At 70.6% G+C, this 26,957-nt stretch carries 22 protein-coding genes, 1 tRNA gene, 3 pseudogenes and 1 riboswitch; of the genes and pseudogenes, 17 read left to right on the forward strand and 9 right to left on the reverse strand.

Going from position 1 to position 26,957, the window contains the following annotated elements:
• Both ACLBYB_RS26025 and ACLBYB_RS26030 read right to left on the reverse strand, forming a co-directional pair.
• Positions 1-443 (reverse strand): annotated as a pseudogene (locus ACLBYB_RS26025) (IS110 family transposase); the annotation flags it as partial.
• Between the two features lie 283 nt (positions 444-726).
• Positions 727-1,598 (reverse strand): annotated as a pseudogene (locus tag ACLBYB_RS26030) (IS3 family transposase); the annotation flags it as partial.
• Between the two features lie 181 nt (positions 1,599-1,779).
• Between ACLBYB_RS26030 and ACLBYB_RS26035 the strand changes: the two are divergent.
• Positions 1,780-1,962, forward strand: a pseudogene (locus tag ACLBYB_RS26035) (IS630 family transposase); the annotation flags it as partial.
• 394 nt (positions 1,963-2,356) lie between these two features.
• Here ACLBYB_RS26035 and ACLBYB_RS26040 read toward each other — a convergent pair.
• A tRNA-Ala gene (locus tag ACLBYB_RS26040) sits at positions 2,357-2,432 on the reverse strand.
• Between the two features lie 123 nt (positions 2,433-2,555).
• Here ACLBYB_RS26040 and ACLBYB_RS26045 point away from each other — a divergent pair.
• Entirely contained in the window at positions 2,556-2,858 is a 303-nt protein-coding gene (locus ACLBYB_RS26045) for a YggT family protein (RefSeq protein WP_020091350.1), read from the forward strand.
• Positions 2,859-2,870: 12 nt separating this feature from the next.
• Positions 2,871-3,914: a MaoC family dehydratase gene (locus tag ACLBYB_RS26050; protein ID WP_043353002.1), complete on the forward strand. Its 1,044-nt coding sequence runs from the start codon at positions 2,871-2,873 to the stop codon at positions 3,912-3,914.
• Between the two features lie 51 nt (positions 3,915-3,965).
• Here ACLBYB_RS26050 and ACLBYB_RS26055 read toward each other — a convergent pair whose 3' ends face one another.
• The 3 genes from ACLBYB_RS26055 to ACLBYB_RS26065 all read right to left on the reverse strand — a co-directional run bounded on the left by ACLBYB_RS26055 (position 3,966) and on the right by ACLBYB_RS26065 (position 6,008).
• Positions 3,966-4,598 carry an outer membrane protein gene (locus ACLBYB_RS26055; RefSeq protein WP_020091348.1) on the reverse strand — a complete coding sequence of 211 codons (633 nt, stop codon included), beginning with the start codon at positions 4,596-4,598 and terminating at the stop codon, positions 3,966-3,968.
• Positions 4,599-4,727: 129 nt separating this feature from the next.
• Complete coding sequence (locus ACLBYB_RS26060; protein WP_012321386.1) at positions 4,728-5,276, reverse strand: formaldehyde-activating enzyme; 549 nt, start codon at positions 5,274-5,276, stop codon at positions 4,728-4,730.
• Between the two features lie 168 nt (positions 5,277-5,444).
• A complete protein-coding gene (locus ACLBYB_RS26065) occupies positions 5,445-6,008 on the reverse strand; it encodes a L,D-transpeptidase (protein WP_020091347.1) in 564 nt (187 codons plus the stop codon).
• A gap of 270 nt (positions 6,009-6,278) precedes the next feature.
• Here ACLBYB_RS26065 and ACLBYB_RS26070 point away from each other — a divergent pair, with 270 nt between their 5' ends.
• The 9 genes from ACLBYB_RS26070 (at position 6,279) to crcB (ending at position 18,125) form a co-directional block, all read left to right on the forward strand.
• Entirely contained in the window at positions 6,279-6,707 is a 429-nt protein-coding gene (locus tag ACLBYB_RS26070; RefSeq protein ID WP_447700531.1) for a hypothetical protein, read from the forward strand.
• A gap of 156 nt (positions 6,708-6,863) precedes the next feature.
• Positions 6,864-8,144: an efflux RND transporter periplasmic adaptor subunit gene (locus ACLBYB_RS26075; RefSeq protein WP_103985950.1), complete on the forward strand. Its 1,281-nt coding sequence runs from the start codon at positions 6,864-6,866 to the stop codon at positions 8,142-8,144.
• A gap of 18 nt (positions 8,145-8,162) precedes the next feature.
• Positions 8,163-11,321, forward strand: coding sequence for a multidrug efflux RND transporter permease subunit (locus ACLBYB_RS26080; RefSeq protein WP_042672012.1), 3,159 nt, complete (start codon positions 8,163-8,165; stop codon positions 11,319-11,321).
• A gap of 312 nt (positions 11,322-11,633) precedes the next feature.
• On the forward strand, positions 11,634-13,250 hold the full coding sequence (locus ACLBYB_RS26085) for an ABC transporter substrate-binding protein (protein ID WP_447700532.1): 1,617 nt from the start codon (positions 11,634-11,636) through the stop codon (positions 13,248-13,250).
• Between the two features lie 10 nt (positions 13,251-13,260).
• The gene (locus ACLBYB_RS26090; protein ID WP_020091342.1) at positions 13,261-14,241 is read left to right on the forward strand and encodes an ABC transporter permease; all 981 of its coding nucleotides are present in this window, start codon (positions 13,261-13,263) and stop codon (positions 14,239-14,241) included.
• A 175-nt stretch (positions 14,242-14,416) separates the two neighbouring features.
• Complete coding sequence (locus tag ACLBYB_RS26095) at positions 14,417-15,388, forward strand: ABC transporter permease (protein ID WP_447700533.1); 972 nt, start codon at positions 14,417-14,419, stop codon at positions 15,386-15,388.
• A gap of 142 nt (positions 15,389-15,530) precedes the next feature.
• Complete coding sequence (locus ACLBYB_RS26100; RefSeq protein ID WP_447700534.1) at positions 15,531-16,511, forward strand: ABC transporter ATP-binding protein; 981 nt, start codon at positions 15,531-15,533, stop codon at positions 16,509-16,511.
• Positions 16,508-17,488, forward strand: a complete 981-nt coding sequence (locus ACLBYB_RS26105) for an ABC transporter ATP-binding protein (protein WP_447700535.1) — start codon at positions 16,508-16,510, stop codon at positions 17,486-17,488. The genes ACLBYB_RS26100 and ACLBYB_RS26105 overlap by 4 nt, the downstream gene beginning before the upstream one ends.
• A gap of 64 nt (positions 17,489-17,552) precedes the next feature.
• Positions 17,553-17,614, forward strand: a riboswitch (Fluoride riboswitch).
• Positions 17,615-17,693: 79 nt separating this feature from the next.
• Positions 17,694-18,125 (forward strand): fluoride efflux transporter CrcB, encoded by a 432-nt coding sequence (crcB, locus tag ACLBYB_RS26110; protein ID WP_020091338.1) that lies wholly within the window; start codon positions 17,694-17,696, stop codon positions 18,123-18,125.
• A gap of 37 nt (positions 18,126-18,162) precedes the next feature.
• Here the strand turns inward: crcB and ACLBYB_RS26115 are convergent, their stop codons facing one another.
• Together ACLBYB_RS26115 and ACLBYB_RS26120 are read right to left on the reverse strand one after the other, a co-directional pair.
• Complete coding sequence (locus tag ACLBYB_RS26115) at positions 18,163-18,606, reverse strand: MEKHLA domain-containing protein (protein ID WP_020091337.1); 444 nt, start codon at positions 18,604-18,606, stop codon at positions 18,163-18,165.
• A gap of 6 nt (positions 18,607-18,612) precedes the next feature.
• The gene (locus ACLBYB_RS26120) at positions 18,613-19,773 is read right to left on the reverse strand and encodes an SMP-30/gluconolactonase/LRE family protein (protein ID WP_447700536.1); all 1,161 of its coding nucleotides are present in this window, start codon (positions 19,771-19,773) and stop codon (positions 18,613-18,615) included.
• A 308-nt stretch (positions 19,774-20,081) separates the two neighbouring features.
• Here ACLBYB_RS26120 and ACLBYB_RS26125 point away from each other — a divergent pair, with 308 nt between their 5' ends.
• On the forward strand, positions 20,082-20,810 hold the full coding sequence (locus tag ACLBYB_RS26125) for a nucleotide-binding protein (protein WP_447700537.1): 729 nt from the start codon (positions 20,082-20,084) through the stop codon (positions 20,808-20,810).
• Positions 20,811-20,826: 16 nt separating this feature from the next.
• Here the strand turns inward: ACLBYB_RS26125 and ACLBYB_RS26130 are convergent, their stop codons facing one another.
• Entirely contained in the window at positions 20,827-22,212 is a 1,386-nt protein-coding gene (locus ACLBYB_RS26130; RefSeq protein WP_042672005.1) for a M20/M25/M40 family metallo-hydrolase, read from the reverse strand.
• Positions 22,213-22,485: 273 nt separating this feature from the next.
• Here ACLBYB_RS26130 and ACLBYB_RS26135 point away from each other — a divergent pair, with 273 nt between their 5' ends.
• The 4 genes from ACLBYB_RS26135 (at position 22,486) to ACLBYB_RS26150 (ending at position 26,917) form a co-directional block, all read left to right on the forward strand.
• Positions 22,486-23,010, forward strand: a complete 525-nt coding sequence (locus ACLBYB_RS26135; RefSeq protein WP_026604649.1) for a (2Fe-2S)-binding protein — start codon at positions 22,486-22,488, stop codon at positions 23,008-23,010.
• Entirely contained in the window at positions 23,007-24,014 is a 1,008-nt protein-coding gene (locus ACLBYB_RS26140; protein ID WP_091927861.1) for an FAD binding domain-containing protein, read from the forward strand. The genes ACLBYB_RS26135 and ACLBYB_RS26140 overlap by 4 nt, the downstream gene beginning before the upstream one ends.
• An 8-nt stretch (positions 24,015-24,022) precedes the next feature.
• Positions 24,023-26,275 carry a xanthine dehydrogenase family protein molybdopterin-binding subunit gene (locus ACLBYB_RS26145; protein WP_447700538.1) on the forward strand — a complete coding sequence of 751 codons (2,253 nt, stop codon included), beginning with the start codon at positions 24,023-24,025 and terminating at the stop codon, positions 26,273-26,275.
• 204 nt (positions 26,276-26,479) lie between these two features.
• Positions 26,480-26,917, forward strand: a complete 438-nt coding sequence (locus ACLBYB_RS26150; protein WP_447700539.1) for an EamA family transporter — start codon at positions 26,480-26,482, stop codon at positions 26,915-26,917.
• Positions 26,918-26,957: the final 40 nt, after the last annotated feature.

A 26,957-nucleotide genomic window follows, 5' to 3' on the forward strand; every position in this document is an offset into this window, starting at 1 on the left:
TGCGCCGGGCCGCGACCGCCGTCTTCCGGCACGCGCTCAGGACGCGCAGCGACTCGACCATGCCGTCGCGGGTGCGCGGCGTGACGGTACGGGTGCCGGCGAAGGCCGCGTGCGCCGCGCTCTGTGCATCGAAGTCGTCGTTCTTGCCCCGCCGGCGACGGTCCTGGGTGTCGGGGGCGGTCACCTCCAGCACCTCGATCCCGGCCCGCTGGAGGAAGCGGAGCAAGCCGGCACCATAGCTGCCGGTCGATTCGACCCCGACGCGGCGCAGCGGGCCGAACGAACGCATCCAGGTCAGCATCTGCCGATAGCCCTGGCGGGTCGCGGCAGCTGGCGGTCGCCAGAACCCAATCCCGGTCATCGACGACCGCAGCGACATGCAGATCTTTGTGGGTGTCGACACCGCCGATGACGTGACGTTCGTGAGCTTCCTCGGCACTCATCCCATCCTCCTGTCGATCGAGCCTGATGGCTTCACCACGACCGGATGCGCGGACAGGACAGTCACGAGACCAGACGGTCAGGCCCTTCTCGGGTCACAAGCATCGGCGAGGCAAAACCTCACCGCAGGGTGTTCCCGGGCGGCCGACAGGTTTGGGGAAAGACACGGCCGGTCGATCAGAGTGCGGGTCAGGCCACACCGGGACACCCTGCGGCGCCAGCTTAACTGACGGTCCATCGCTGTGCGGATCAGGCCGCCAGGAATCTGGCAACGATCTTCTGACTGTCGGAATGATGGAGCAGATCTGGTCCGGGCTGCCGGACGACGAGGGCTCGTCGCAGCGCGGTCAGCGCGAGTTCCTTGTGAAGACGGTCGCTCGCCGCCCAGCCCACCACCCGTCGGGAGTACAGATCGAGGACCACCGCCAGGTACAGCCAACCCTCCCGCGTCCAGATGTAGGAGATGTCGCTTCCCCACTTGCGATCCGGCCCGGCCGCCGCGAAGTCCTGGTCGAGGTGGTTGGGCGCCATCGGGAAGGCGTGGCCGCTGTCCGTGGTGCGCCGGAAGCGCCGCGGCTGGCGGGCTTTGAGCCCGTTCTCCCGCATCAGCCGGGCCACGCGTCTTCGGCCTGCCGCCAAACCCTGCTCACGCAACTCGTGGGTCATGCGTGGGCTACTGTGCGTCTCGTGCGAGAGCGTGAAGGCGGATCGGACGTGGGCGAGTAGCACGAGGTCCTCGCGCTGCCGCGTCGAGGCCGGACGGCTTTTCCAGGCAAAGTAGCCGCTCGGACTGACATCGAGGACCTTGCACAGGCGCGCGACCGGGAAGTCCTTCTTCGCCGCGTCGATGAGGCGGAACCTCATCGACTTCCCTCCTTGGCGAAAAAAGCCGTGGCCCGCTTCAGGATTTCCCGCTCCTGGCGCAGCACCTCGTTCTCACGCCGCAGGCGCTTGAGCTCGGCGGCCATGTCCTCCTGCCGATCGGCCGGCGGATGGTCCATCTCCCGCTCACGCCGGCCGTCGATCCAGTTGCACAGCGTCGAGAGCCCGACGCCGAGATCGGCGGCGACCTCGCGGCGGGACCGCCCGCTCGTCTGCGCTAATCGCACCGCCTCTGCGCGAAACTCAGGGGTAAAGGTTTGCTTCCGGTCTGCCATCGGAACCCTCCTCCTTCAGGAAAAGAGCTCTCCACTTTTGCGGAGCAAGTCCAGTTTGCACCTCGATCTGGCGCAGCTTCAGCACCACCTGCTCCGCGCTCCTCTTCCGACCTCGCCGCATGGCCGACTCCTTCGATCCTGACTGATCCTCTCATTCAGCCCGGTCCAAAGCCAGCCGGTCAGGTCATGGGAGGCTCACCGCCTCCAGCTGCATCGGCTGCGCACGTTCAATCGCTCGCGCGCCCCCGCCTTCGCCGCCAAGGTCGAAGATGTCGTCGGCCTCTACATGGCCCCACCCACCCACGCGGTGGCGCTGTCCATCGACGAGAACAGCCAGATCCTCATCGCTGCCGAGGCGGAGCCATGCCAACGCACTCGCGTAGAGCTCAAATGCATAACCCCGTAAGGCATCGGCGGCTTGCCGGCTCGCGTCTCTCCGCGGTTCTGCCAGTCTCAGCCCGGTGGTGAGGTGATCAGACACGATAGATCCCCGGGGCACGACCGGCGTGCGCTTTGTTGCCGGATCGGTCGAAGACCTAGCCTGGGCATCCGGTAGCGCAGCGCTGCCGCGTGGAATCCTCAATGGAACGTGATCGATTCGCCACACTCGGGACCGCGGAAGATCGGGTCTGTCGAAAGTTTTTGTCGTCTGCCCGGGCCCTTTAAGACCCGATCTGATGGGTCTACCTGGGTCTAAAACGTGGGGACACGTTTTGTAAACCATTGCCACCGCTCACTTTTCCAGGCCGAAAAATGAGTGGTGGAGCTGAGGGGATTCGAACCCCTGACCTCCGCAGTGCGATTGCGGCGCTCTCCCATCTGAGCTACAGCCCCGTCGAGGCGCCGGCCTTGTAGGCGCGGGCGGCTCAGCCTGTCAATTCCCTGTTTCAACGTCGCCCGCCGCGCGCCGCTCCGGCGCTGGGGTGCGGGCGGCCCGAAGGATACGCGCGGACCCGCATGAACGCCCTGATCTGGCTCTTCGACACGGTCGTCCAGCTTTTCATCTACGTCCTCATCGCAAGCGCGGTTCTCAGCTGGCTCGTCGCGTTCAACGTGGTGAACGTGCGCAACCCGATCGTCGCGCAGATCGGCGAGGTGCTCTACCGGCTGACCGAGCCGGTGCTGCGGCCGATCCGCAACCTGCTGCCCAATCTCGGGGGCGTCGACATCTCGCCGATCATCCTCATCTTGCTGCTGCTGTTCATCAGCCGTCTGCTGCATGAATACGCGGTGCCCGCAGCTTACGTTTACACGCAGTAGGGTCGAACGCCCGTGAAGACGAATCCCGGCCGCTTCTTCGAGGATTTCCGCCTCGGCGAGACCATCCGCCACGCCACCCCGCGCACCGTGACGGTGGGCGACGTGGCGCTGTACACGGGCCTCTACGGGCCGCGCTTCGCCGTGCAGTCGTCGGACGCCTTCGCCCGGGCCATCGGCTACCCGAAGAGCCCGCTCGACGACCTGCTCACCTTCCACATGGTGTTCGGCAAGACCGTCCCGGACGTCTCCCTCAACGCGCTGGCCAATCTCGGCTACGCCGAGGGCGGGTTCCGGCGGCCGGTCTACCCGGGCGAGACGCTCTCCACCGTGTCGGAGGTGATCGGCCTCAAGGAGAGCTCGAACCGGCAGACCGGCGTGGTCTACGTCCGCTCGGTGGGCTCCGACGAGCGCGGCGAGACCGTGCTGAGCTATTGCCGCTGGGTGCTCGTGCGCAAGCGCGACCCCGAGGCGGCGATCGCCGAGGAGCACGTGCCGAGCCTCGCCAAGGTGGTCGACCCGCAGGACCTCGCGGGCGCGCTGCCGAAGCTCTCGGCCGCCGCCTACGACACCGACCTCGCCGGCAGCCCGCACCGCTTCGCGGATTACGCGGTGGGTGAGAAGATCGACCACGTCGACGGCATGACCGTCGAGGAGGCCGAGCACCAGATCGCCACGCGCCTGTTCCAGAACACCGCCAAGGTGCATTTCGACGGGCTGGCCGCCAAGGACACCCGCTTCGGCCGGCGCCTGATCTACGGCGGCCACGTGATCTCGCTGGCGCGGGCGCTGAGCTTCAACGGGCTCGGCAACGCCTTCGCCCTCGCGGGCATCAACGCCGGCCGCCACGTGGCGCCGCTCTTCGCCGGCGACACGGTCTATGCCTGGAGCGAGGTGCTGGCGACCGCCGATGTCGGCCGCGACGATGTCGGGCTCCTGCGCCTGCGGACGGTCGCCACCAAGAACCAGCCCTGCGGCGCCTTCCCGGACCGCGCCGGCGACGGCTATGACCCGGCGGTGATCCTCGACCTCGACTACTGGGCGTTCGTGCCGAAATAGGCGGCCACGCCCCGGACGGCACCGCTCGGCGAGGCCGGCGGGGGCCGCGCCTCAGCGGATCCCGCCGCCGACCACGCCGGCCTCGACCGCGAGCGACAGGCGGTCCGTGACCGCCCACTCGACGCCCACGCCGGCCACCGGCCGGACCGCGATGTCCTGGCGCGCGAACGGCAGCGACCCCGGGGTCGGCCCGACGCGCAGCGTCTGGTGCAGGGCCAGGGCGCCGGTCTTGGCGTAGACCAGCACGTCCGGCGCGACGAGGGTGCCGACCTTCACCTCCAGGGATCCGGCGAAGTCGTTGGAATAGGCGAGCCGCCCGTAGCCCGGCGTGAGGTTGCCGCCGAGGCCGGCGAGATAGTCGAACCCGCCGCTGATGCCGTAGAGGATCGGGCCCTCCTGCCACATCCGGCCGCCCTCGAACCCGATGGTCGGTCCCGAATAGCTGCCGAGATGCCGGGACGTGCTGACCGCGTAGCCGGTCGACAGGCGGGCGTAGGAGCCGGTCCAGCGGCCATACGCGTCCTCGGGCATCTGCGGCCACGCGAAGGAGGGCAGCGGCGCGAAGCCGATGGACGGCCAGAACAGCGCCTGGGCGGCGGCGGGACCGGCCGGGAGCCAGCAGGCCCCGAGCACGAGGCCGGCCGCGAGGCGGCGGAACGGACGGGAATCGGCGCGTCTGCTCATGCCGCCATCCTACCCGAAGGCACCGGATCGCGACAGGCTCGGCCGTGGCCGCCCGCGGGATCGTGCGCGCCCCGCCCGCCGCTGACCGGGCGACGCGGCAGGGCGGTCGACCGCCGCGGCGCCGGGCGCTCAGATTTTTCCGTCGAGGCCCATCTGGTAGTACTTGTGGGTGATCTTGTCCTGGTTCTCGAGGAGCCAGTCGATCGAGGGCTCGTTGGTCATGGCCTTGCGGATCGCCTCGGTCATGCCCCGGCGCTGGATGTCGAACAGCGCCTTGTGGTCGACGTGCTGGGCCTCGATGACGCCGGGGCTGAGCCAGACCGAGCAGATGATGCCGAGGTCGTTGGCCTTGTGCTTGGGGATGTAGCCGGCGCGCACGGCGTCCAGCACGCCGTTGGCGATGGCGAACTGGACGGTGCCCATCAGGATCGAGGTGTACTTGCTCTCGGTGACGCTGACCTTGGACACGCACAGGGTGACCGGGCGGACCATGATGTCGGTGTTGAGCAGGGCGAAGACGCGGCTGTGGCCGACGACCTGATCGCCGGTCAGCGTGGCCAGGGCGGTGCCGACCGGCCCGTCGAGCTCGCCGATGATGACCTCGGGCTCGGAGGCGGTGTTGGGCGGCCCGCCCGCGACCAGGGCCTCGCCGGCCCGCAGGATGATGCGCTCGTTCATGCTGTCCCTCGTGGCGGTCGGGCGATCCGGCTCTGCCCGACGGCGCGGCTCCTAACACCGGCCCGCCGCGCCTGTCGACGCGGGCGGGCGCACGCCACCGGCTGCGGCTCCGCGGCGCGGGAGGAGGGGGCGGCCGGAGGGGGGCGGCCGTCGCGGCCGCCCGCCCGGTCAGTCGCGCACGATGACCTTGGTGCCGACGCGGACCCGGTCGTAGAGGTCGGTCACGTCCTTGTTGGTCATGCGGATGCAGCCGGACGAGACCGCCGCGCCCATCGTCTCGGGCTCGTTCGAGCCGTGGATGCGGTAGAGCGACGAGCCGAGATAGAGGGCGCGGGCGCCCAGCGGGTTGTCCTGGCCGCCGGCCATGTACCGCGGCAGGTCGGGGCGGCGGGCCAGCATCTGCTGCGGCGGGCGCCAGTCCGGCCATTCCTTCTTCATGGTGACGGTCTTGGTGCCGGACCACGAGAAGCCCTGCCGCCCGACGCCCACGCCGTAGCGGACCGCCGCGCCGCCGCCGAGCACGTAGTAGAGCCGGCGCTGGCGGGTCGAGACCACGATGGTGCCGGGCTTCTCCTTGCCGGTCCACGCCACCGTCTCGCGCGGGATCGCCTGGCTGCGGAAGATGTTGAGGAAGTCCGCGATCGGACCCCTGTCCAGCGGGTTGGCGGCCGCCGCCGGGGCGCTCCCGAGCAGCAGGCCCGCGAGCCCGAGTAGCGCGATCCGTCTCGCCATAGTCTTCCGTCCTCCGTTCGTCGCGGCGCGGGGACTCGCGGATCTCGGCGGGTCTTCGCAGATCTCGGCGAGTCTTCGCAGATCTCGGCCAAGCCCGCGCGGAACCCCTGCGCGCATGGGGCGAGCCGGCCCGGACTTCACGGCAAGGTTGAGGCCGGGCCGCCGGTATGGCCACTTCCGGGCGCAGCTGTGTGCTGCGCGCAACACTGGGCGGGTGGCGCGACGCCGTGGGTGATTGCGCGCGGCGACAGCCGTGCTTATCTCAGACTCGTGATCCGATCCGCCGCTCTCCTGACCCGCCGCGCCGCGGGCCTGCCGGACCGCCTCGCCCGGGGCCTCGCCGCGCTGGCGCTGCTCATGCTCGCGACGGCCGCGCTGGTGGCCGCGCCCGCGCGGGCCGAGGCCGCGCACCCGGAGGGCCCGGCCTGCGCCATCGCGAGCCCGCGCCTGACGATCCTGTCCGGCACGCCGGACGCGCAGCCCGAGGCCAAGCGGTCCGAGGCGAAGCGTTCGGTCTTCGGCCGCACCGATCTCTGCGCCGCCGACAGCGAGATCCTCACCGAACTGGGGCTGCCGCGCCCGCCGGTCGACGCGCCGCGCCCCCGTCACACTGTCAACGCATCGTTCGACTACAGGTCCGACAGCGTACCGGCCTCCGCGCCGGACGGTTCGCCGCACCGGCCTCCACGCCGGGCCTGACGCGCGCGCCGGTCTCGCGGCCGGCATGATGGCGCGCCCGTCCTGATCTTCGTCCGACCGGCCTCGTGACCGGTCCCGGGATCTGACTCGACGATGCGCGGGCCCACGCTCCGCGCCAGCCTCAGCAGACGCATGCTTTCAGGAGCGTCGGTAATCGTGACCCGCACTTTGTCCGCCAGAATCCCGTCGTCGTTCCGCGCCTCGGCCCGCGCGACCGCCCTCCTGCCCGCGGCCCTGCTCCTGCTGGGTGTCGCCGCCTGCAACCCGAAGCAGGTCGCCGCGCCGACCCCGCCGGTGCCGGAGGTCGGGTTCGTCAAGGTCGAGCCCCAGGCGATCCCCTACCTGCGCGACCTGCCGGGCCGCGTCGCGCCGATGCGCATCGCCGAGGTCCGCTCCCGGGTCTCCGGGCTCGTGGTCAAGCGGCTCTTCGAGCAGGGCAGCCAGGTCAAGGAGGGCGACATCCTCTACAAGATCGACCCGGCACCCTACGAGGTCGAGCTCGCCAGCGCCGAGGCGGCCCTCGCCCGCCAGGAGGCCGCCCTGGTGCTCGCCCGCCAGCAGGCCGACCGGCTCGAGCAGCTGCTCTCCCGCGCCACCGCGAGCCAGGCGCAGTACGACGCCGCCTTCGCGGCCAAGAAGCAGGCGGAGGCCGAGGTGGCCGGCGCCAAGGCAACCCGCGACCGCGCGCAGCTCAACCTCGGCTGGACCGACGTGCGCGCGCCGATCACCGGCCGCATCGGCCGGGCGCTGCTCACCGAGGGCACGCTGATCGAGCCGGGCTCCACGGGGGCGCTCGCCACGATCCAGCAGCTCGACCCGATCTACGTCGACATCACCCAGTCGGTCGGCGAGCTGAACCGCCTGCGCCGGGACCTCGCGAGCGGCGAGCTGGCGCGGCTGGAGGACAACACCGCCAACGTCCACCTGATCATGGATGACGGCTCCCTCTACCCGCTGGCGGGCCGGCTGCTGTTCTCGGACGTCACCGCCGACCCGAGCACCGGCCAGGTGACGCTGCGGGTGCAGTTCCCGAACCCGCACGACGAGCTGTTCCCAGGCATGTACGTGCGGGCGCGGATCAAGCAGGGCATCGATTCCGACGCGATCGCGGTGCCGCAGCAGGCGATCCAGCGCACCGACGACGGCCGCGCCGAGGTCTGGATCGTGCGCGCCGACGAGACCGTGATGCGCCAGCCCGTCGAGGTCGGGCCGGTGGTCGGGCAGAACTGGCTGATCCGCTCGGGCCTCAAGGCCGGCGAGCGCGTCATCATCGACGGCTTCCAGAAGATCACCGTCGGCGCCAAGGTGAAGCCCCTCGACCAGACCCCGGTCCACGGCGAGACCGGACCGAAGCACGACACCGACGAGGCGCCCGACGTGCCGGGCGACAAGGCGGAGGTCACCCCGCGGGCCGCCGCCGTCCAGCAGCGCCACTGAGTCCGGGAGAGCCCGATCATGGCACGCTTCTTCATCGACCGCCCGGTCTTCGCCTGGGTGGTGGCGCTGTTCATCTGCCTCGGCGGCGCGCTCGCCATCCCGAACCTGCCGGTGGCGCAGTACCCGGTGATCGCCCCGCCCTCCATCGCCCTGTCGACCGCCTATCCGGGCGCCTCCGTGGAGAGCCTCTACATCGGCACGACCCGGCTCATCGAGGATGAGCTGAACGGCGCCGCCAACATCATGAGCTTCGAGTCGACCACCGACTCGTTCGGCTCGGTCAACATCACCGCCACCTTCCAGCCCGGCACCGACCCGTCGCTCGCCTCGGTCGAGGTGCAGAACCGGCTGAAGCGCGTGGAGGCGCGTCTCCCGGCCGAGGTGCGCCAGCAGGGCATCCTCGTGGAGGAGGCCTCGGCCGCGACCCTCAACATCATCACCCTGGTCTCCAAGGACGGGTCGATGGACGAGGTCGGCCTCGGCGACTTCCTGATCCGCAACGTCATCAACGAGATCCGCCGCATCCCCGGCGTCGGCCGCGCGACGCTCTACTCGACGGAGCGGTCGCTGCGCGTCTGGGTGGATCCCGACAAGCTGCGCGGCCTCTCGCTCAGCGCCTCGGACGTCACCGACGCGATCCGCAACCAGAACGTCCAGGTCGCCTCCGGCTCGGTCGGCGCGCAGCCGAGCCCGACCCGGCAGGCGCTCACCGTGCCGATCATCGTGAAGGGCCAGCTCGGCACGATCGAGGAGTTCGGCGCCATCGTGCTGCGGGCCAATCCCGACGGCTCGAACGTGCGCCTGCGCGACGTCGCCCGGATCGAGCTCGGCGGCGACGCCTACCAGTTCTCCACGCGCCTCAACGGCGGCCCCGCCGCCGGCATCTCGGTGACGCTCGCCCCGGACGGCAACGCGCTCGAGACCGCCAAGGCGATCCGCGCCAAGATGGTGGAGCTGTCCCAGTTCTTCCCGCCGGACCTGAAGTGGGACATCCCCTACGACATCACCCCGGCGGTGGAGGCCTCCATCGAGAAGGTGCTGCACACGCTGGTCGAGGCGGTGGTGCTGGTCTTCCTCGTGATGTTCCTGTTCCTGCAGAACATCCGCTACACCCTGATCCCCACCATCGTGGTGCCGATCGCTCTCATGGGCACGGTCACGGTGATGTGGATCTCGGGCTTCTCGGTGAACGTGCTCACCATGTTCGGCATGGTGCTGGCCATCGGCATCCTGGTCGACGACGCCATCGTGGTGGTGGAGAACGTCGAGCGGATCATGAACGAGGAGGGGCTGCCCCCCAAGGAGGCCACCAAGAAGGCCATGGGGCAGATCACCGGCGCGATCATCGGCATCACCCTGGTGCTGATCGCCGTGTTCATCCCGATGGCGTTCTTCCCCGGCTCGGTGGGCATCATCTACCGGCAGTTCTCGATCGCGATGGTGACCTCCATCGCGTTCTCGGCGCTGCTCGCCCTGTCGCTGACGCCGGCGCTCTGCGCGACCTTCCTGAAGCCGATCGAGAAGGGCCACGGCCACGCCAAGGGCGGCGTGTTCGGGATGTTCAACCGTTTCGTCGATCGCGAGACCGCCCGCTACGGCCGCGGCACCGCGGCGTTCATCCGGAAGTCCGGCCGGGTGATGCTGGTCTACGTCGCGCTGGTGGCGGGCACGGCCTACGCCTTCGTCAACCTGCCGGAGGGCTTCCTGCCGGTGGAGGACCAGGGCTTCTTCACGGTCGACATCCAGACGCCCCCGGGCGCCTCCTACAACCGTACCCAGGAGGCGGTGCGCAAGGTCGAGGAGCACCTGCTGGCGCAGCCCGGCGTCGCCACCGTGACGATGCTCAACGGCTTCTCGTTCTCGGGGCAGGCCCCGAGCACCAGCCAGGCCTTCGTCACCCTCAAGCCGTGGAGCCAGCGCGACGCCAAGAACTCGGCCGCCGCGCTCGTGGCCGGCACCAACGCGGCGCTCGCCACGTACCGCGACGCCACGGTGGACGCGCAGGAGCCGCCGCCGGTCGACAACCTCGGCAACGCGGCGGGCTTCTCGTTCCGCCTGCAGGACCGGGCCAACCGCGGCTACGCGGCCCTGCTGTCGGCCCAGGAACAGCTCCTGAAGCTGGCCTCGCAGAGCCCGGTTCTCCAGAAGGTGAAGATCGAGGGCCTGCCGCCGACCCCGCAGGCGGAGCTGGTGATCGACCGCGAGAAGGCGGCCGCGCTCGGCGTGAAGTTCGAGGACATCAACAACACGATCCAGCTCAACCTCGGCTCGGTCTACCCGAACGACTTCCCCAACCGGGGCAAGATGCAGCGGGTCTACGTGCAGGCCGAGCAGCTCCAGCGCATGAACGCGTCGGACATCCTCAACTACGCGGTGAAGAACGCCACCAACACGATGGTGCCGATGTCGTCCTTCGCGGAGCTGAAATGGAGCATGGGGCCGAGCCAGATCGTCGGCTTCAACGGCTACCAGTCGGTGCGCTTCACCGGCGAGCCGAACCCCGGCTACACGTCGGGCGACGCCATCGCCGAGATGGAGCGGCTGATGCTGCAGCTGCCGAAGGGCTTCGGCTACGCCTGGACGGGTCAGTCCTACCAGGAGAAGCAGGCGGGCAGCCAGGCGAGCCTGCTGCTCGCCCTGTCGGTGCTGATCGTGTTCCTGTGCCTCGCCGCGCTCTACGAGAGCTGGGCGATCCCGGTCTCGGTGATGCTGGTGATCCCGCTCGGCGTCATCGGCGCGGTGGCGGCCGTGTACCTGCGCGGCATGCCCAACGACGTGTACTTCAAGATCGGGCTGATCACGATCATCGGCCTCTCGGCCAAGAACGCGATCCTGATCGTGGAGTTCGCCAAGGACCTCTGGAAGCCCGGCACCTCCGTGGTGCGGGCCGCGGTCGAGGCGGCGACGCTCCGGTTCCGGCCGATCGTGATGACCTCGCTCGCCTTCATCTTCGGCGTGGTGCCGCTGGCCATCGCCACCGGCGCCGCCTCGAAGAGCCAGCAGGCGATCGGCACCGGCGTGATGGGCGGCATGATCACCGCGACCGTGCTGGCGGTGTTCTTCGTGCCGGTCTTCTTCGTCGTCGTCATGCGCCTGTTCCGGCGCAAGGCGGTGGCGGAGGGCGAGGCGGCGGAGGCCGAGGCGCGGCACGAGCCGGCGCGGGTGGCGGCCGAGTAGGCCGGCGCCGGCCGCGCGCTCCGTCATCGCGAGCGGAGCGACGTGACCCGGGGCAGCGCGCCGTCGCGCGGCGCCGCCCTGGATGGCTTCGCTGCGCTCGCCAAGACGGGGCGCGTCGAAGCCGCGATTCTGTAACGGGGATGAAGCGGGGAAAACGCGCTTCGGAACGCGCTTCGAAAGACACGAGATGTCGCGCCCCCGCGACAGGCTCGGCCCTCGTCTTGTATACAGATGGTCCGATGCTTGCTGACGCCGCGGTGGACACCGCCGGGGCAGCCGGCCGGTGGCGCATTCACGGTCTCGGAGATCCGCTTGTCCCGCTCAGCCCTGAAGACCCTCGCCCGCGGCGTGGCCGCGAGCACGGTCGCGACGTTCGCGCTCGCCGCGCTGCCCGCGCAGGCCGCCAACGTCTTCCGCTTCGCCTTCCAGGGTGACCTGAAATCCCTCGACCCGTACTCCCTCAAGGAGAGCTTCACGGAAGGGATGCAGCAGGCGGCCTACGAGTCCCTCGTCACCCTCGACAAGAACCTGAAATTCGCCCCCGGCCTCGCGGAATCCTGGGAGACGCCCGAGCCGACCCGCTGGCGCTTCCACCTGCGCAAGAACGTGAAGTTCCACGACGGCTCGCCGTTCACCGCCGACGACGTGATCTTCTCCGCCCAGCGCGTCCGCGCCCCGGGCTCGAACTTCACCACCAACGTGCCCGCCGACGCCGAGTTCGTGAAGGTCGACGACTTCACCGTCGACATGGTGCTGAAGAAGCCGAACCCGATCGCCATCGCCCAGTTCCCGACCTGGGTGATCATGTCGAAGGCGTGGTCCGAGAAGAACGGCGTCGTGCAGCCGACGCCGCCCAGCGCCACCAGCCCGAGCTACGCCACGCTGCACGAGAACGGGACCGGCCCGTTCGTGATCACCGAGCACCAGCCCGGCGTGAAGACCGTCTTCAAGAAATTCGACGGCTACTGGGGCAAGGTCGAGTCGAACCTCGACGAGGCGGTGCTGACCACCATCGCCAACCCGGCGACCCGCGTCGCCGCGCTCCTCTCCGGCGAGGTCGACTGGATCGACCCGGTGCCGCTGCAGGACCAGCAGCGGGTCAACGCCAGCGGCACCGCCACCGTGATGGCGGGACCTGAGCTGCGCACGATCTTCCTCGGCATGGACCAGGACCGGGACGAGCTGAAGGATTCCAGCGTCAAGGGCAAGAACCCGTTCAAGGACATCAAGGTGCGCGAGGCCTTCTACCTCGCCATCGACGAGGACACGATCGCCAAGCGCGTCATGCGCGGGCAGGCGGTGCCCTCCGCGCTGATGATCGCCCCGGCCCTCTACGACCGCGGCGCCGAGTTCAAGCGCCCGGCCACCGACCTGAAGAAGGCCAAGGAGCTGATGGCCCAGGCCGGCTACCCGGACGGGTTCTCGCTGACCATGGATTGCCCGAACGACCGCTACGTCAACGACGAGGCGATCTGCCAGGCGGTGGTCTCGATGCTGGCTCGCATCAACGTCAAGGTGAACCTGAACGCCCAGCCGAAGGCCAAGTACTTCGCCAAGGTGCTGGCGCCGGCCTACGACACCTCGTTCTACCTGCTGGGCTGGACCCCGTCCTCGCTGGACAGCCACAACATCCTCTACGAGATCGTCGGCTGCCGGAAGCCCGGCGACAAGTCGGGCCGGGGCAGCTGGAACCTCGCCGGCTACTGCGACCCGAAGATCGACGCGATCGCCGACAAGGTCGAATCCGAGACCGACAAGACCAAGCGCGACGCCCTGATCAAGGAGGGCTTCGACGTCCTCAACGCCGACTGGGGCTACATCCCGCTGCACCAGCAGGCGCTGGCCTGGGGCGTCTCCAAGAAGGTCCACCTGACGCAGCGCGCCGACAACCTGCTGCTGCTCTACTGGGTGTCGAAGGACCCGCAGTAGGGGCCGGGGCGTGCTCGCCTTCCTGCTGCGCCGGGTGATCCAGGCGGCCGCGGTCCTCGCGGTCGTCGGGCTCATCGCCTTCGCGATGTTCCGGTTCGCGGGCGACCCCGTGAACCAGATCGTCGGGCCCGACACCACCGTGGCCGAGCGGGCCCAGATCCGGACGGATCTCGGCCTCGACGACCCGGTCCTGGTCCAGTTCGTCCGCTACGCCGGCAACGTGGTGCGGGGCCAGTTCGGCATCTCGTACCAGTTCCGGCAGCCGGTCTCGCAGCTGCTCGCCGAGCGCATGCCGGCGACGCTGGAGCTCGCCTTCTGCGCCACGATCTTCGCCCTGGTGGTCGGGATCCTCATGGGCGTGTACTGCGCGCTCCGCCGCGAATCCTGGCTCGCCGGGCTGTTCCAGGCGGTCTCGCTGATCGGGATCAGCCTGCCGACCTTCCTGATCGGCATCCTGCTGATCTACCTGTTCTCGGTGACGCTCGGCTGGCTGCCCTCCTACGGGCGCGGCGACACGGTGCGGCTCGGCTGGTGGACCACCGGCTTCCTGACCGCCTCCGGGCTCAAGGCGCTGATCCTGCCCTCGGTGACGCTCGGCCTGTTCCAGATGACGCTGATCATGCGGCTGGTCCGCGCCGAGATGCTGGAGGTGCTGCGCACCGACTACGTCCGCTTCGCCCGGGCGCGGGGGCTCACCACCCGGGCCGTCCACCTGCGGCACGCGCTGAAGAACACGCTGGTGCCGGTGATCACCATCGCGGGGCTGCAGCTCGGCTCGGTCATCGCCTTCTCGATCATCACCGAGACGGTGTTCCAGTGGCCCGGCATGGGCCTGCTCTTCGTCCAGGCCGTGCAGAACGTCGATATCCCGATCATGTCCGCGTACCTGCTGCTCGTCGCGCTGATCTTCGTGACCATCAACCTCGTGGTCGACATCCTCTACACGGTGGTGGACCCGCGCCTGCGGCTGCCCGCCGGGCGGACGGCGTGAGGTCGGACATGACGGACTCCTCCGCCTGGCCACCCCGTCATCGCGAGCGCAGCGAAGCGACCCAGGGCAGCGCGCGGCCGGTCGGCGTGGCGCTGCTGGATTGCTTCGCTCCGCTCGCAAAGACGACAGGTGCCTCCCTGAGCTTCCCAATCGGACACGGCGTGAGGGGCGGCCGATGAGCGGATACGACCTCGACGCGGGCGACGCCCCGCCGGTCCCGCTGCCGGAGGCGAAGCCCTCCCGGTTCGCCCGCTGGCGCGACTCCGACCTGCTGGCGAATTTCCTGCGCTCCAAGGTGGCGGTGGTGGCGCTGATCGCCACCGTGCTGATGGTCGGCCTCGCCTTTGCGTCGCCGTGGATCGCCCCCCAAAACCCCTACGATCCGGCCCAGCTCGACCTGATCAACTCCAACCTGCCGCCGATCTGGCAGGCGGACGGGCAGGCGCCCTATTATCTCGGCACCGACGACCAGGGCCGGGACGTGCTCTCGGCGGTGCTGTACGGCCTGCGCCTGTCGCTGATCGTCGGCGTGCTCGGGGTGGTGACCTCCGGGATCCTCGGCATCGCGCTCGGCCTGATCGCCGGCTACGCGGGCGGCTTCCTCGACACGCTGATCATGCGGGTCGCCGACGTGCAACTCACCTTCCCGGCGATCCTGATCGCCCTGGTGGTGGACGGCGTCGCCAAGGCGAGCTTCGGCAGCGCGCTCGATGTCGGGCCGCTGATCGGGCTGATCGTGGTCTCGATCGGCCTGTCCTTCTGGGTGCAGTACGCCCGGACCGTGCGTTCCTCCGTGATGGTCGAGAAGGGCAAGGACTATGTCCAGGCGGCGCGGCTGATCGGCCTGTCGCCGCCGGTGATCATGGTCCGGCACGTCCTGCCGAACGTCACCGGCCCGGTCTTCGTCATAGCGACCATCAACCTCGCGCTCGCCATCATCACCGAGGCGACGCTGTCGTTCCTCGGCACCGGCCTGCCCGAAACCATGCCGTCGCTGGGCACCCTGATCCGCACCGGCAACCGGTTCCTGTTCTCCGGCGAGTGGTGGATCGTCGCCTTCCCGGGGCTGGCGCTGGCCGGGCTGGTCATCGCCATCAACCTCCTGGGGGATTGGCTGCGCGACGCGCTCAATCCGAAGCTGCAATGATCGGACATCGTCATCGCGAGCGCAGCGAAGCGACCCAGGGCCACGCGACCTGGATGAACGGGGCGCCGCTGGATTGCTTCGCTCCGCTCGCAAGGACGGGGGCGCCCGTCCGACACCCGGTTGCCACCGGAGCCGCCACGCCATGACCGAGACCATCCTCTCCGTGCGCGACCTGACGGTCGCCTTCGACACCCGCCGCGGGCCGCTCACCGCCATCGACCGGGTCTCGTTCGACATCGGCCGCGGCGAGATCCTGGGCGTGGTCGGCGAGTCCGGCGCCGGCAAGTCGGTGACCGGCTCGGCGGTGATCGGGCTGATCGACCGCCCCGGCCGGATCGCCGGCGGCGAGATCCGCCTGCGGGGCGAGCGCATCGACAACCTCTCCCCCGAGGCGATGCGGCGCGTGCGCGGCAAGCGCATCGGCATGATCTTCCAGGATCCGCTGACCTCGCTCGATCCGCTGTTCCGGGTCGGCGACCAGATCGTCGAGACCCTGCGCACCCACACCGACCTATCCGCCAAGGCGGCCCGGACCCGCGCCATCGATCTGCTGGCCGAGGTCGGCATCCCGGCGCCGGAGCGGCGCATCGACGGCTACCCGCACGAGTTCTCCGGCGGCATGCGCCAGCGGGTGGTGATCGCGCTCGCGCTCGCGGCCGAGCCGGAGCTGATCATCGCCGACGAGCCGACCACGGCGCTGGACGTCTCGGTCCAGGCCCAGATCATCACGCTGCTGAAGCGCCTGTGCCGCGAGCACGGCACCGCGGTGATGCTGGTCACCCACGACATGGGCGTGATCGCCGAGGCCGCCGACCGGGTGGCGGTGATGTATGCCGGGCGGGTGGCCGAGATCGGCCCGGTCGCCTCGGTGATCGCCAAGCCGCACCACCCCTACGCGGTCGGCCTGATGGGGGCGATCCCGACCCTGTCGCAGGAGGCCGACCGGCTCAGCCAGATCCCGGGCTCGATGCCGCGGCTCACCGCCATCCCGAAGGGCTGCGCCTTCAACCCGCGCTGCCCGAAGGTCTTCGCCCGCTGCCGGGTCGAGCGGCCCGAGCCGATCCCGGTCGACGCGAGCCGGGTCGCCTGTCACCTGTACGATGCAGCGGAGCGCGCAGCGTGAGCGCCTACGTCGAAGTCACCGACCTGCGCCGCCAGTTCGACGTCTCGAAGCCCTGGCTCAACCGGGTGATCGAGCGCGAGCCGCGGAAATTCCTCACGGCGGTCGACCGCGTCGGCTTCGAGATCCGGAAGGGCGAGACCTTCGCGATCGTCGGCGAATCCGGCTCCGGCAAGTCGACGGTGGCCCGGATGGTGGTCGGCCTGCTGCCGCCCACGGCCGGCGAGGTGCGGATCACCGGCGTCTCGATGACCGACCCGCGCCAGGCCGCGGCGCGGCAGCGCCTGCGCGCCCGGATCCAGATGATCTTCCAGGACCCCTACGCGTCCATGAACCCGCGCTGGCGGGTGGGGAAGATCATCGCCGAGCCGATCCGGGCCTTCGACCTGATCCAGGGGGAGGGGGCGATCCGCGCCCGGGTCGGCGAGCTTCTGGGCCTCGTCGGCCTCCACGCGGATGATTCCAAAAAATACCCGCACGAATTCTCAGGCGGGCAGCGCCAGCGGGTGGCAATCGCCCGGGCGCTGGCGAGTCAGGCCGAGTTCCTGGTGGGCGACGAGCCGACCTCGGCGCTCGACGTCTCGGTGCAGGCGCAGATCCTCAACCTGATGCGCGACCTGCAGGACCGGCTGGGGCTGACCTACCTGTTCATCTCCCACAACCTCGCCGTGGTCCGCCACATGGCGACCCGCGTGGGCGTGATGTATCTCGGCCGCCTCGTGGAGGTCGCGTCCGCCAGGGACCTGTTCGCGACGCCGCGCCACCCCTACACGCGGATGCTCCTCGACGCGGTACCCGACCTCGCCCATGTCGGCCGCGCCCGGGTGCCGGTCTCCGGCGAGATCCCGAACCCGATCGACCCGCCGCCCGGCTGCACCTTCAACCCGCGCTGCCCGCTCGCCAACGACCGCTGCCGGACCGAGGTGCCGGCGCTCCTCGACGGCGTCGCCTGCCACGCCGTGCAGGAAGGGCGGGCCTGACAAGCGGGCCCGGGGGGCGGCCCCGGCCGGCCGTTGCGCTCGGCCCGCGCAGACGCTATGGGCCGTCCCCGATGGGGATGGAGTTCCCCGAAACCGCCCGTCAGGGCTGATGACTCCTACCGCGAAACCGGCGGTGGGGGTGCGTCTTGCAAGCACCCGCCGCGACGGCGGGTTTCTCATGCCCGCCCGACGCACTGGAGCGCGCATGTCCTTCACCACCTGCATCCTGGTCATGATCGGCGGTGCCCTCGGCACCCTGGCCCGCTACGTCGTCTCGGTGCTGGCGCTGCCCATCAGCCGCGACCTGCCCTGGGGCACGATCCTCATCAACGTGACGGGCTCGTTCATCATCGGCCTGTTCGGCACGCTGACCCTGGCGCATGGGCGCTTCCCGGTCTCCGAGAACGTCCGCCTGTTCGTGATGATCGGGCTGTGCGGCGGCTACACGACCTTCTCGTCGTTCAGCCTCCAGACCCTCGACCTCATGCGGAACGGCGCGGTGGTCCGGGCCATGGTCAACGTGTTCGCCTCGGTGGTGCTCTGCGTCCTCGCGGTCGCGCTGGGCCACGTCGTGGCGGCCCACTGGAACGGCGGCGCCGTCCAGATCGCCCAGGTCAGCATCGAGGAGGACGGCTGACCGGGCGGCGGCCGCGCGCATCGGCGCGGCCCGGCCCTCACGCGTCGCGCCACTGGGCGAAGGTCGCGGCCTGCCCCACCGTCGCGCCGTCGCGGTCGAGCTGCCAGACCACCGCCTCGTCGATCCAGAAGCGCCGGCCGTCCTTGGCGATCCGCAGGCCGCGATAGCCGCGGCTGAAGCCGTCCCGGGTGACCGCGTCGAGGAGCCGCTGCCGCTCGGCCCGCTCGGGGGCCTCGGCCGAGAGCCGCGAGGGCAGGCCGACGAGCTCGTCCCACGCGTAGCCGAAGCAGGCCTGCGCGGTCCGGTTGGCGTAGACGAAGCGCGGATCCGCGCCCCCGTCATGGGCGAGCACCGCGAACGGGGCCGCCGCGTAGAGCCAGTCCGCGTCCGCATCCGCCGGCACCAGAGGCTCGCCGAGGCGCCGCGCGTAGCTGCCGGTGAGCAGGGCGAAGAAGTCCGGGTCGTGCGAGAGGTCCGTCATGATCCGCTACAGGACTGGGTCGGCGTCGATGCGCATGCGCAGGATCGCGTAGGGCGGCTGCTGCAGGTCCCGGCCGCGGTTGAATTCCGGCCGCCGGTTGACCTGGGCCGCCGAGATATAGAGCCACCGGTCCGGGGTGATCCAGAACGTGTCGGCCCAGACCAGCCGGTCGTCGGCGGCCAGCACCTCGACGGTGCCGTCCGGCAGGCGCCGGCCGACCGCGTTGTGCTCCTGCAGGCTGAGATAGACCCGGTCCTGGGAATCGGTGGTCAGTCCCCCGGTCATGCCCTTCTCGCCGAGATCCTCGACGGCGGCGGCCACGGCCGCGTCCGCGACGCCCGGATCGCGCAGGGCCGCGGTCTCGACCGCGTAGAGCCGCCGGCTCATCAGCGGCGCGTAGTAGAGGCGGCGGCCGTCCGGGCTGATCGCGATGCCGTTGGCGCCGCCCTTCGGGCTCTTCTCGGGCGCGTCGCCCTTCCGCTCCATCACGGGGCGGCGCTCCACGAACTTGACCAGGCCCTCCTCGGACCGCGTGCTGACGTGGTCCGCGAGGCGCCGCACCACCCGCCCGCTGTCGAGGTCGACCGCCAGGATCGCGCCCGCGCCAGACTGGCCCTGGTCGGTGACGTAGGCCAGAGCCCGCCCGTCGCGCACGTCGACCCGCAGGTCGTTCAGGGAGGAATCCGGGCCGATGCCCGCTTCGAGGGGGATCGTCCGGCGGACGCTGTTCCGGCCGATATCGATTGCCAGGATCTTCGCGCCGCCCGGCACCGGCCGCCCCTTGCCCGCGGGCAGGCCGGCATCGAGGATCCAGAGGGTGTCGTCGCGGTCGAAGACGCCGTTGGGGACGTGGAACAGCGACGCCTGCGGCGCCCCCGGATCCGGGCGGTTGGTCGCCGCGTCCGGGTAGGGCTTCACCGACCCGTCGGGCAGCACCTCGCCGAGGGTGATCGGCTCCGCGCCGGTGAAGCGCGGCATCATCACGAAGATCCGGCCGCCCCGGGCGATGGCGAGCCCCGTGGGGGTCGAGGGCGCGTCCGCCGCGATGGCGAGCTCCAGCGTCCCCACGGGCCGGCTCGTCGGGGGCGACGGCGTCGCGGCGCGCGCCGCGGGGGCGGCGAGGGCCAGGAGACCGGTTCCGAGCAGGCGGCGGCGGTCGAGGCGCATGGGAATCCTGTCGCGGAGCTTGTCGGGGCGAGGGTCTTGGCGCGCCGCTCAACCTGTGGGGATGCCGGCCCAACGCGCGGGCCCGGCGCGCGATCCCGCGATGCGGTAGCGCGGCGGCCTCACGGCGGAATTCCGGGACCGGTCCCCGGGCCCGGTGATCGGGAGCCGCCTCGGGGCGGTCCACAGGTGCCGGGGCGCGACGCTGGCTCCGGCCCACGCCGTCACGCTAAGCACGGTCGTGCCGGGCGTTCGATTCGGCGCCGCACGGGCCGCGGCCCGGCTGGCAGATGTGGAGAGGTGGGACACGCATGGATCCCGAAGGATCCGAACCGGCGCCGGAGACCGCGCCCCGGCCCGCCGCCGGGCCGCTGCGGGTCCTCGCCCTGGCGGTGCAGAAGGGCGGGACGGGCAAGACCACCCTGGCGGCCTCCCTGGCGGTCGCCGCCGCGGAAGCGGGCGAGCAGGTGACCGCCCTCGATCTCGACCCGCAGAGCTCGCTGGCCGGCTGGGGGGCCCTGCGCAAGGCCGACGGCAGGAGCGACCGCGCGCGCGACGCCGTCGCGGTCGACCGGGTCCAGCCCTGGGAGATGGGCCAGCTCTCGGAGATCCTCGGCATCCTCGCCGAGCAGGGCACGACCCTCGCCGTCCTCGACACCGCCGGCAGCGCGTCCGGCCTCGCCCCGGCCCTGAAGGACGCCGATTTCGTCCTGATGCCGGTCCGCCCCTCCCGGCTCGACATCGTGGCCGCCCGGCCGACGCTCCAGGCGCTGGTCGGCCTCGGCCTGCGGGAGCGGCTGGCCCTGGTGCTGAACCAGTGCCCGCCGCCGCCCTCGCCGCGCACCAGCGCCTACGCGGCGCAGCTGCGCGCCCTGGGCGTGCTGGCCGAGCCCGGCATCATCCACCGGGTCGACCACCAGGACGCCCTGGCGACCGGGCTCGGCGTCACGGAATTCGCCCCCGGCAGCCAGGCCGCCGAAGAGGTCCGGGCGCTCTGGACCTGGGTCGACGGGAAGATGCGGGCGGCACCCGCCCGCTGAGATCGGCCTTCCGGGCTCAGCCCTGGCCGAGGGCCGCGAGGATCCGCGCCCAGGAGCGCGTGCCCTTGTGGAAGCTCGTCAGGTCGTACTTCTCGTTCGGCGAGTGGATCCGGTCGTCGTCGAGGCCGAAGCCGATCAGCAGGGTGTCGCGCCCCAGGATCCGCTTGAAGTCGCCGACGATCGGGATCGAGCCGCCCGCGCCCACGGTCACCGCCGGCACGCCCCACTCGTCCTGCAGCGCCGCCTTGGCGGCCCCCAGCTGCGGCATGTCGAAGGGCAGGCTGATCGCCCGCGAGCCCTTGTAGGTGATGACCTCGACCTGGCAGTCGGCCGGCACCCGCGCGCGCACGAAGGCCTCGAAGCTCTCGGCGAGCCGCTTCGGGTCCTGGTCGTCCACGAGGCGGAACGAGACCTTGGCGGAGGCGGTGGAGGCGATCACCGTCTTGGTGCCCTCGCCCGTATAGCCGCCGATGATGCCGTTGGCGTCGCAGGAGGGGCGGGACTGCACCAGCTCGATCGGCATCCGCCCGCGCTCGCCCGCGGGCTCCTTGAGGCCGATCGGCCCGAGCAGCGTCTCCGGCGTCAGGCCGAGGCCGCGCCACTGTTCCAGCACCTCCGGCGGGCGCTCGTGCACGCCCTCGTAGAAGCCCGGGATCGTCACCCGCCCGTCCGCGTCGTGCAGGTCGGCGATGATCTTCGACAGAACGTGGATCGGGTTGCGCGCCGCGCCGCCGAAGAAGCCGGAATGCAGGTCGCGGTCGGCGCAGGTGACCTTCACCTCGAAATAGGCGAGCCCGCGCAGCGACGACGTGATGGCCGGGGTCTTCCGGTCCCACATGCCGGTGTCGCAGACCAGCACCACGTCGCAGCCGAGTCTCTCGCGATTGGCCGCGACCCATTCGGGCAGGCCTTGTGATCCACTCTCCTCGGCGCCCTCGATCAGGATCGTGACGCCGCAGGGCAACTCGCCGTGCATGGCGATATAGGCCCGGCATGCCTCCACGAAGGTCATCACCTGACCCTTGTCGTCGGAGGCGCCGCGCCCGACGATCGTCTTGCCGCCCTGGCCGTCGTCAGCGATGTGCGGCTCGAAGGGCGGCGTCTTCCACAGGTCGAGGGGATCGACCGGCTGCACGTCGTAATGGCCGTAGAACAGGACGTGCGGCGCGCCCGGCTTCGGCCGGTGGGCCAGGACCACCGGGTGGAGCGAGGTCTCCTCCACCGAGGTCTCGAAGCCCAGCGCGGTCAGGTCCTGGGCGAGCCAGGCGGCGGCCTCGCGGCAATGCCCGGCATAGGCGGGATCGGTGGAGATCGACGGGATCCGCAGGAAGGCGAACAGCCGCTCCAGGGCGTTCTCCAGGTCCGTGTCGATGTCGTTGAGGATCGCGTCGAGCGCGGCCATCGGTGGCTCCGGGGTGCGGCGTGGACTCTGCGGGAAGGAGGGTTAGCCGAGGCGGGGTGGGGCCGGCAATGTCGGACGGTGCGGCGGCCGATATGCGCGCCGCAGGCGCGCCACCCTCGCTCACGGGTTGAGACGGCGCGCTCCGGAACAGGCGCAGATTGGAATGGTTATCGACCGGAAGCCCAGGCTGCGGCCCGCGCGTCGCTGCCGGTCGCTGCCCCGGACCGATCCGCTCCCGCCCGGCCCCGGCCGGCCCAGACCGTGGACGACATCATGCGCCTCGAGACCCAGCCGCCGGTGTCGGCGGACACGCCGATCGGCATCACGCTGACGATCAACGGGCAGCGGCGCGAACTGCAGGTCGCGCCGTGGACCACGCTCCTCGACCTCCTGCGCGAGCGGCTCGACCTCACCGGCACCAAGAAGGGCTGCGACCACGGCCAGTGCGGGGCCTGCACGGTGCTGGTCAACGGCACCCGGGTGAATTCCTGCCTGACGCTGGCGGTGATGAAGGACGGGGCCGAGATCACCACGGTCGAGGGGCTGGCCGCCCTCGGCGACCGGGCGGGCAGCAACGCCCTCCACCCGATCCAGGAGGCGTTCATCGAGCACGACGCCTTCCAGTGCGGCTACTGCACGCCGGGCCAGCTCTGCTCGTCGGTCGGCCTGATGAACGAGGGCCACGCCCACACCCGGGACGAGATCCGCGAGGCGATGAGCGGCAATATCTGCCGCTGCGGCGCCTACACCAACATCGTCGACGCCATCGAGGACGTCATGCAGGGAGGCGCCCGATGAACCGCTTCGACTACGTCCGCGCCGGCACGGTGGCGGAGGCGGTGCAGGCCTTCGGGGCCGGGGCCCGCTTCATCGCCGGCGGCACCAACCTGATCGACCTGATGAAGTACGAGGTCGAGAAGCCGGGCCGGCTGATCGACATCACCCGCCTGCCCCTCGACCGGATCGAGGACAGCGGGGATGGCCTGCGGATCGGGGCGCTCGTGACCAACGCCAAGGCGGCCTACGACGATCGGGTCGCGGCCCGGTACCCGCTCCTGCGCAACGCCATCCTGGCCGGCGCCTCGGCGCAGCTGCGCAACGCCGCCTCCACGGGCGGCAACCTGCTCCAGCGGACCCGCTGCTACTATTTCTACGACGTGGCCACGCCCTGCAACAAGCGCGCGCCCGGCTCCGGCTGCCCGGCGATCGGCGGGATGAACCGCATCCACGCGATCTTCGGGACGAGCGCGCACTGCATCGCCACCCACCCCTCCGACATGTGCATCGCGCTGGCCGCCCTGGAGGCCACCGTGCGGGTGAGCGGGCCGCAGGGCGACCGGTCGATCCCGTTCTCCGAGTTCCACCGCCTGCCGGGGGACTCGCCCGAGCGGGACACCAACCTCGCCCCCGGCGAGATCATCGTGTCGGTCGACCTGCCGGAGAGCCGCTTCCCGCAGCACTACACCTACCTGAAGCTGCGCGACCGCCTGTCCTACGCCTTCGCGCTGGTCTCGGTGGCGGCGGCCCTGGAACTCGACGGCGACCGGGTGAAGACCGCGCGGCTGGCGCTCGGCGGCGTCGCCCACAAGCCCTGGCGCAACCGCGAGGCCGAGGCCCTGCTGGAGGGCCGGCCCGCGACCCGCGAGAGCTTCCAGGCGGCGGCCGACCTGATCGTCGCGGAGGCCAAGCCCCAGTCGGAGAACGGCTTCAAGATCGATCTCGCCCGGCGCGCCATCGTGCGCGGCCTCGAGCAGGCCGCCGCCGGCACGCCCCAGTCGCTCAGCGACAAGCGCATCCAGTAGGTTCTGCCATGACACAGACCTTCAGCTCCACCGGCCGCGACACCTTCGTCGGCAGCCCGCGCAGCCGCATCGACGGGCCCGCCAAGGTGACCGGGCTCGCCAAGTACGCGGGCGAGTTCGCCGCGCCCGACCTCGCCTACGGCGTGGTCGTGTCGAGCTCGATCGCCAAGGGCCGGATCACCGCCATCGACTCCGCCGAGGCCGAGGCGGTGCCGGGCGTGCTCAAGGTGCTCACCCACGAGAACCGGCCGCGCACCGCGTGGCGGGACAAGAACTTCCAGGACCAGGTGGCGCCCCCCGGCTCGCCGTTCCGCGCCCTCTACGACAACCTGATCGTGTTCAGCGGCCAGCCGGTCGCCCTGGTGGTGGCGGAGGATTTCGAGACGGCGCGCTACGCCGCGTCCCTCGTCCGCGTGAGCTACGCGATGGAGGAGCCCGGGACCGACCTGGAGGCCCTGCGCGGCACCGCCTACGACCCGCCCTACAAGCGCACGGGCATCAAGCCGCCGCCGGAGCCCTGGGGCGACGCCGACAAGGCGTTCGGCAGCGCACCGGTCCGCGTGCAGGGTGCCTACAGCCTCGCCGACGAGCACCACAACCCGATGGAGCCGCACGCCTCCACGGTGGTGGTCGAGCAGGACGGCACCTACACGGTCTACGACAAGATCCAGGGCGTCTCGAACAGCCACCAGTATCTCACCAACGTCTTCGGCTTGAAGCCCGATCAGGTCCGGGTGCTGAACCCCTATCTCGGCGGCGGCTTCGGCTCGGGCCTGCGCCCGCAGTACCAGCTGTTCCTGGCGATGCTGGCCGCCCAGGAGCTGAAGCGCTCCGTGCGCGTGACCCTGACCCGCGACCAGCTGTGGAGTTTCACCTACCGGTCGGAGGCGCTGCAGACGATCGCGCTCGGCGCCGAGCCGGACGGGAGGCTGATGGCCCTGCGCCACGACGCCGTCCAGGGCACCTCGCAGTACGAGGATTACCAGGAGGTCGTCGTCAACTGGTCGGGCGTCCTCTACCGGTGCGACAACGTCGCCCTCGGCTACCGGCTGGTGAAGCTCGACACGCCGACGCCCGGCGACATGCGCGCCCCCGGCGCGGTGACCGGCGTCTTCGCCATCGAGACCGCGATGGACGAACTCGCCTACGCGACCGGGCTCGACCCGATCGAGCTGCGGCTGAGGAACTACGCCGAGTCCGACGCCACCGCCGAGGGCAAGCCGTTCGGCTCGAAGGAGCTGAAGAGCTGCTTCCGGCAGGGCGCCGAGCGGTTCGGCTGGGCGAGGCGCAGCCCTGAGCCCCGCTCCATGCGCGAGGGCCGGGAGCTGGTCGGCTGGGGCGTGGCCACCGGCATCTGGGAATCGATGATGATGCAGTCGAGCGCCATCGCGACCCTGACGCCGGACGGTCGCCTGACGGTCGGCAACTCCACCGGCGACATCGGCACCGGCACCTACACGATCCTGACGCAGATCGCGGCCGACACGCTGGGCCTGCCGATGGACGCGGTCACCACCAAGCTCGGCGACACCCGCCTGCCGGAGGCCCCGGTCGCCGGCGGCTCGTGGACGGCCGCCTCCTCGGGCACCGCCGTGATGAAGGCCTGCCGCAACGTCGGCGCGCAGGTGTTCAAGCTCGCCCGCGCCATGGAGAACTCGCCGCTGGCCAACGTCGACTTCGACCGGGCGGTGTTCGCGGACGGCCGCATCGCGGTCGCGGGCGATCCGGGCCGCAGCGTGTCGCTCGTCGAGGTGCTCCAGGCGGCGGGCGTCGACAAGGTCGAGGCCGTCGAGGAGGCCGGGCCCGACAAGGACTTCAATCAGAAATACGAGGCCTACACCCACTCAGCGATCTTCGCCGAGGTGAAGGTCGACGAGGAGCTGGGTCAGGTCCGGGTCACCCGCATCGTCTCGGCGATCGCGGCCGGCAAGGTGCTGAACCCGAAGACGGCGCGCAGCCAGATCCTCGGCGGCGTGGTGATGGGGATCGGCTCGGCGCTCGAGGAGGAGTCGATGCTCGACCACCGCATCGGCCGGTTCATGAATCACAACCTCGGCGAGTACCACGTGCCGGTCCACGCCGACATCTACGACATCGACGTGATCTTCGTGGAGGAGGAGGACAAGGCGAACCCGCTAGGCGTGAAGGGGCTCGGCGAGATCGGCATTGTCGGCACCGCGGCCGCGATCGCCAACGCGGTCTTCCACGCCACCGGCAGGCGGGTGCGCGACCTGCCGATCACCGTCGACAAGCTCCTGTGAACAGCGGATGTTTCACGGGAAACATTGACGGTTCGGCAAGGAGTCGCGCGGGTCACGCTGGGCCGCGTCGTCAGCGCGCGCGCAGCGAAGCGACCCAGGGCGGCGCGACATCGTCGAGCGTGGCGCTGCCTGGGTTGCTTCGCTGCGCTCGCAAGGACGAGGATGCGTCCGGGCCCTGCGAATAGGGACGGCGTGGAAATTTCCGTGAGCCCCCTGCTGGAATCCTGGCGCTTCTGGGCGCTCGCCGCCGCCGGCTTCGCGGCGCTGACCGCGATCCTCGCCAAGGTCGGGGTCGCGGGCGTGCCGTCGGACGTCGCGACCTTCGTGCGCACCGCGGTGATCCTGGTCTTCGCCGGCGCGATCGTGGTCGCCTCCGGGCAGGCCGGCGGCCTCGCTCAGATCTCCGGTCGGAGCCTCGTCTTCCTCGTCCTGTTGGGGCTCGCCACCGGGGCGTCGTGGCTCTGCTACTTCCGCGCGCTGTCGCTGGGCGACGCTGCCCGGGTCGCGCCGATCGACAAGCTCAGCGTCGTGCTGGTGGCGATCCTCGGCGCCACCCTGCTCGGCGAGACCCTCAGCCTCGCCGCCTGGGCCGGCGTCGCGCTGATCGCGGCGGGCGCGGCCCTCGTCGCCTCCGGACTGTGAGATCGTGCGCGCTGGCGCACCGATCCCTTAACGCGATGCG

This window comes from Methylobacterium sp. D54C, from assembly GCF_053345595.1.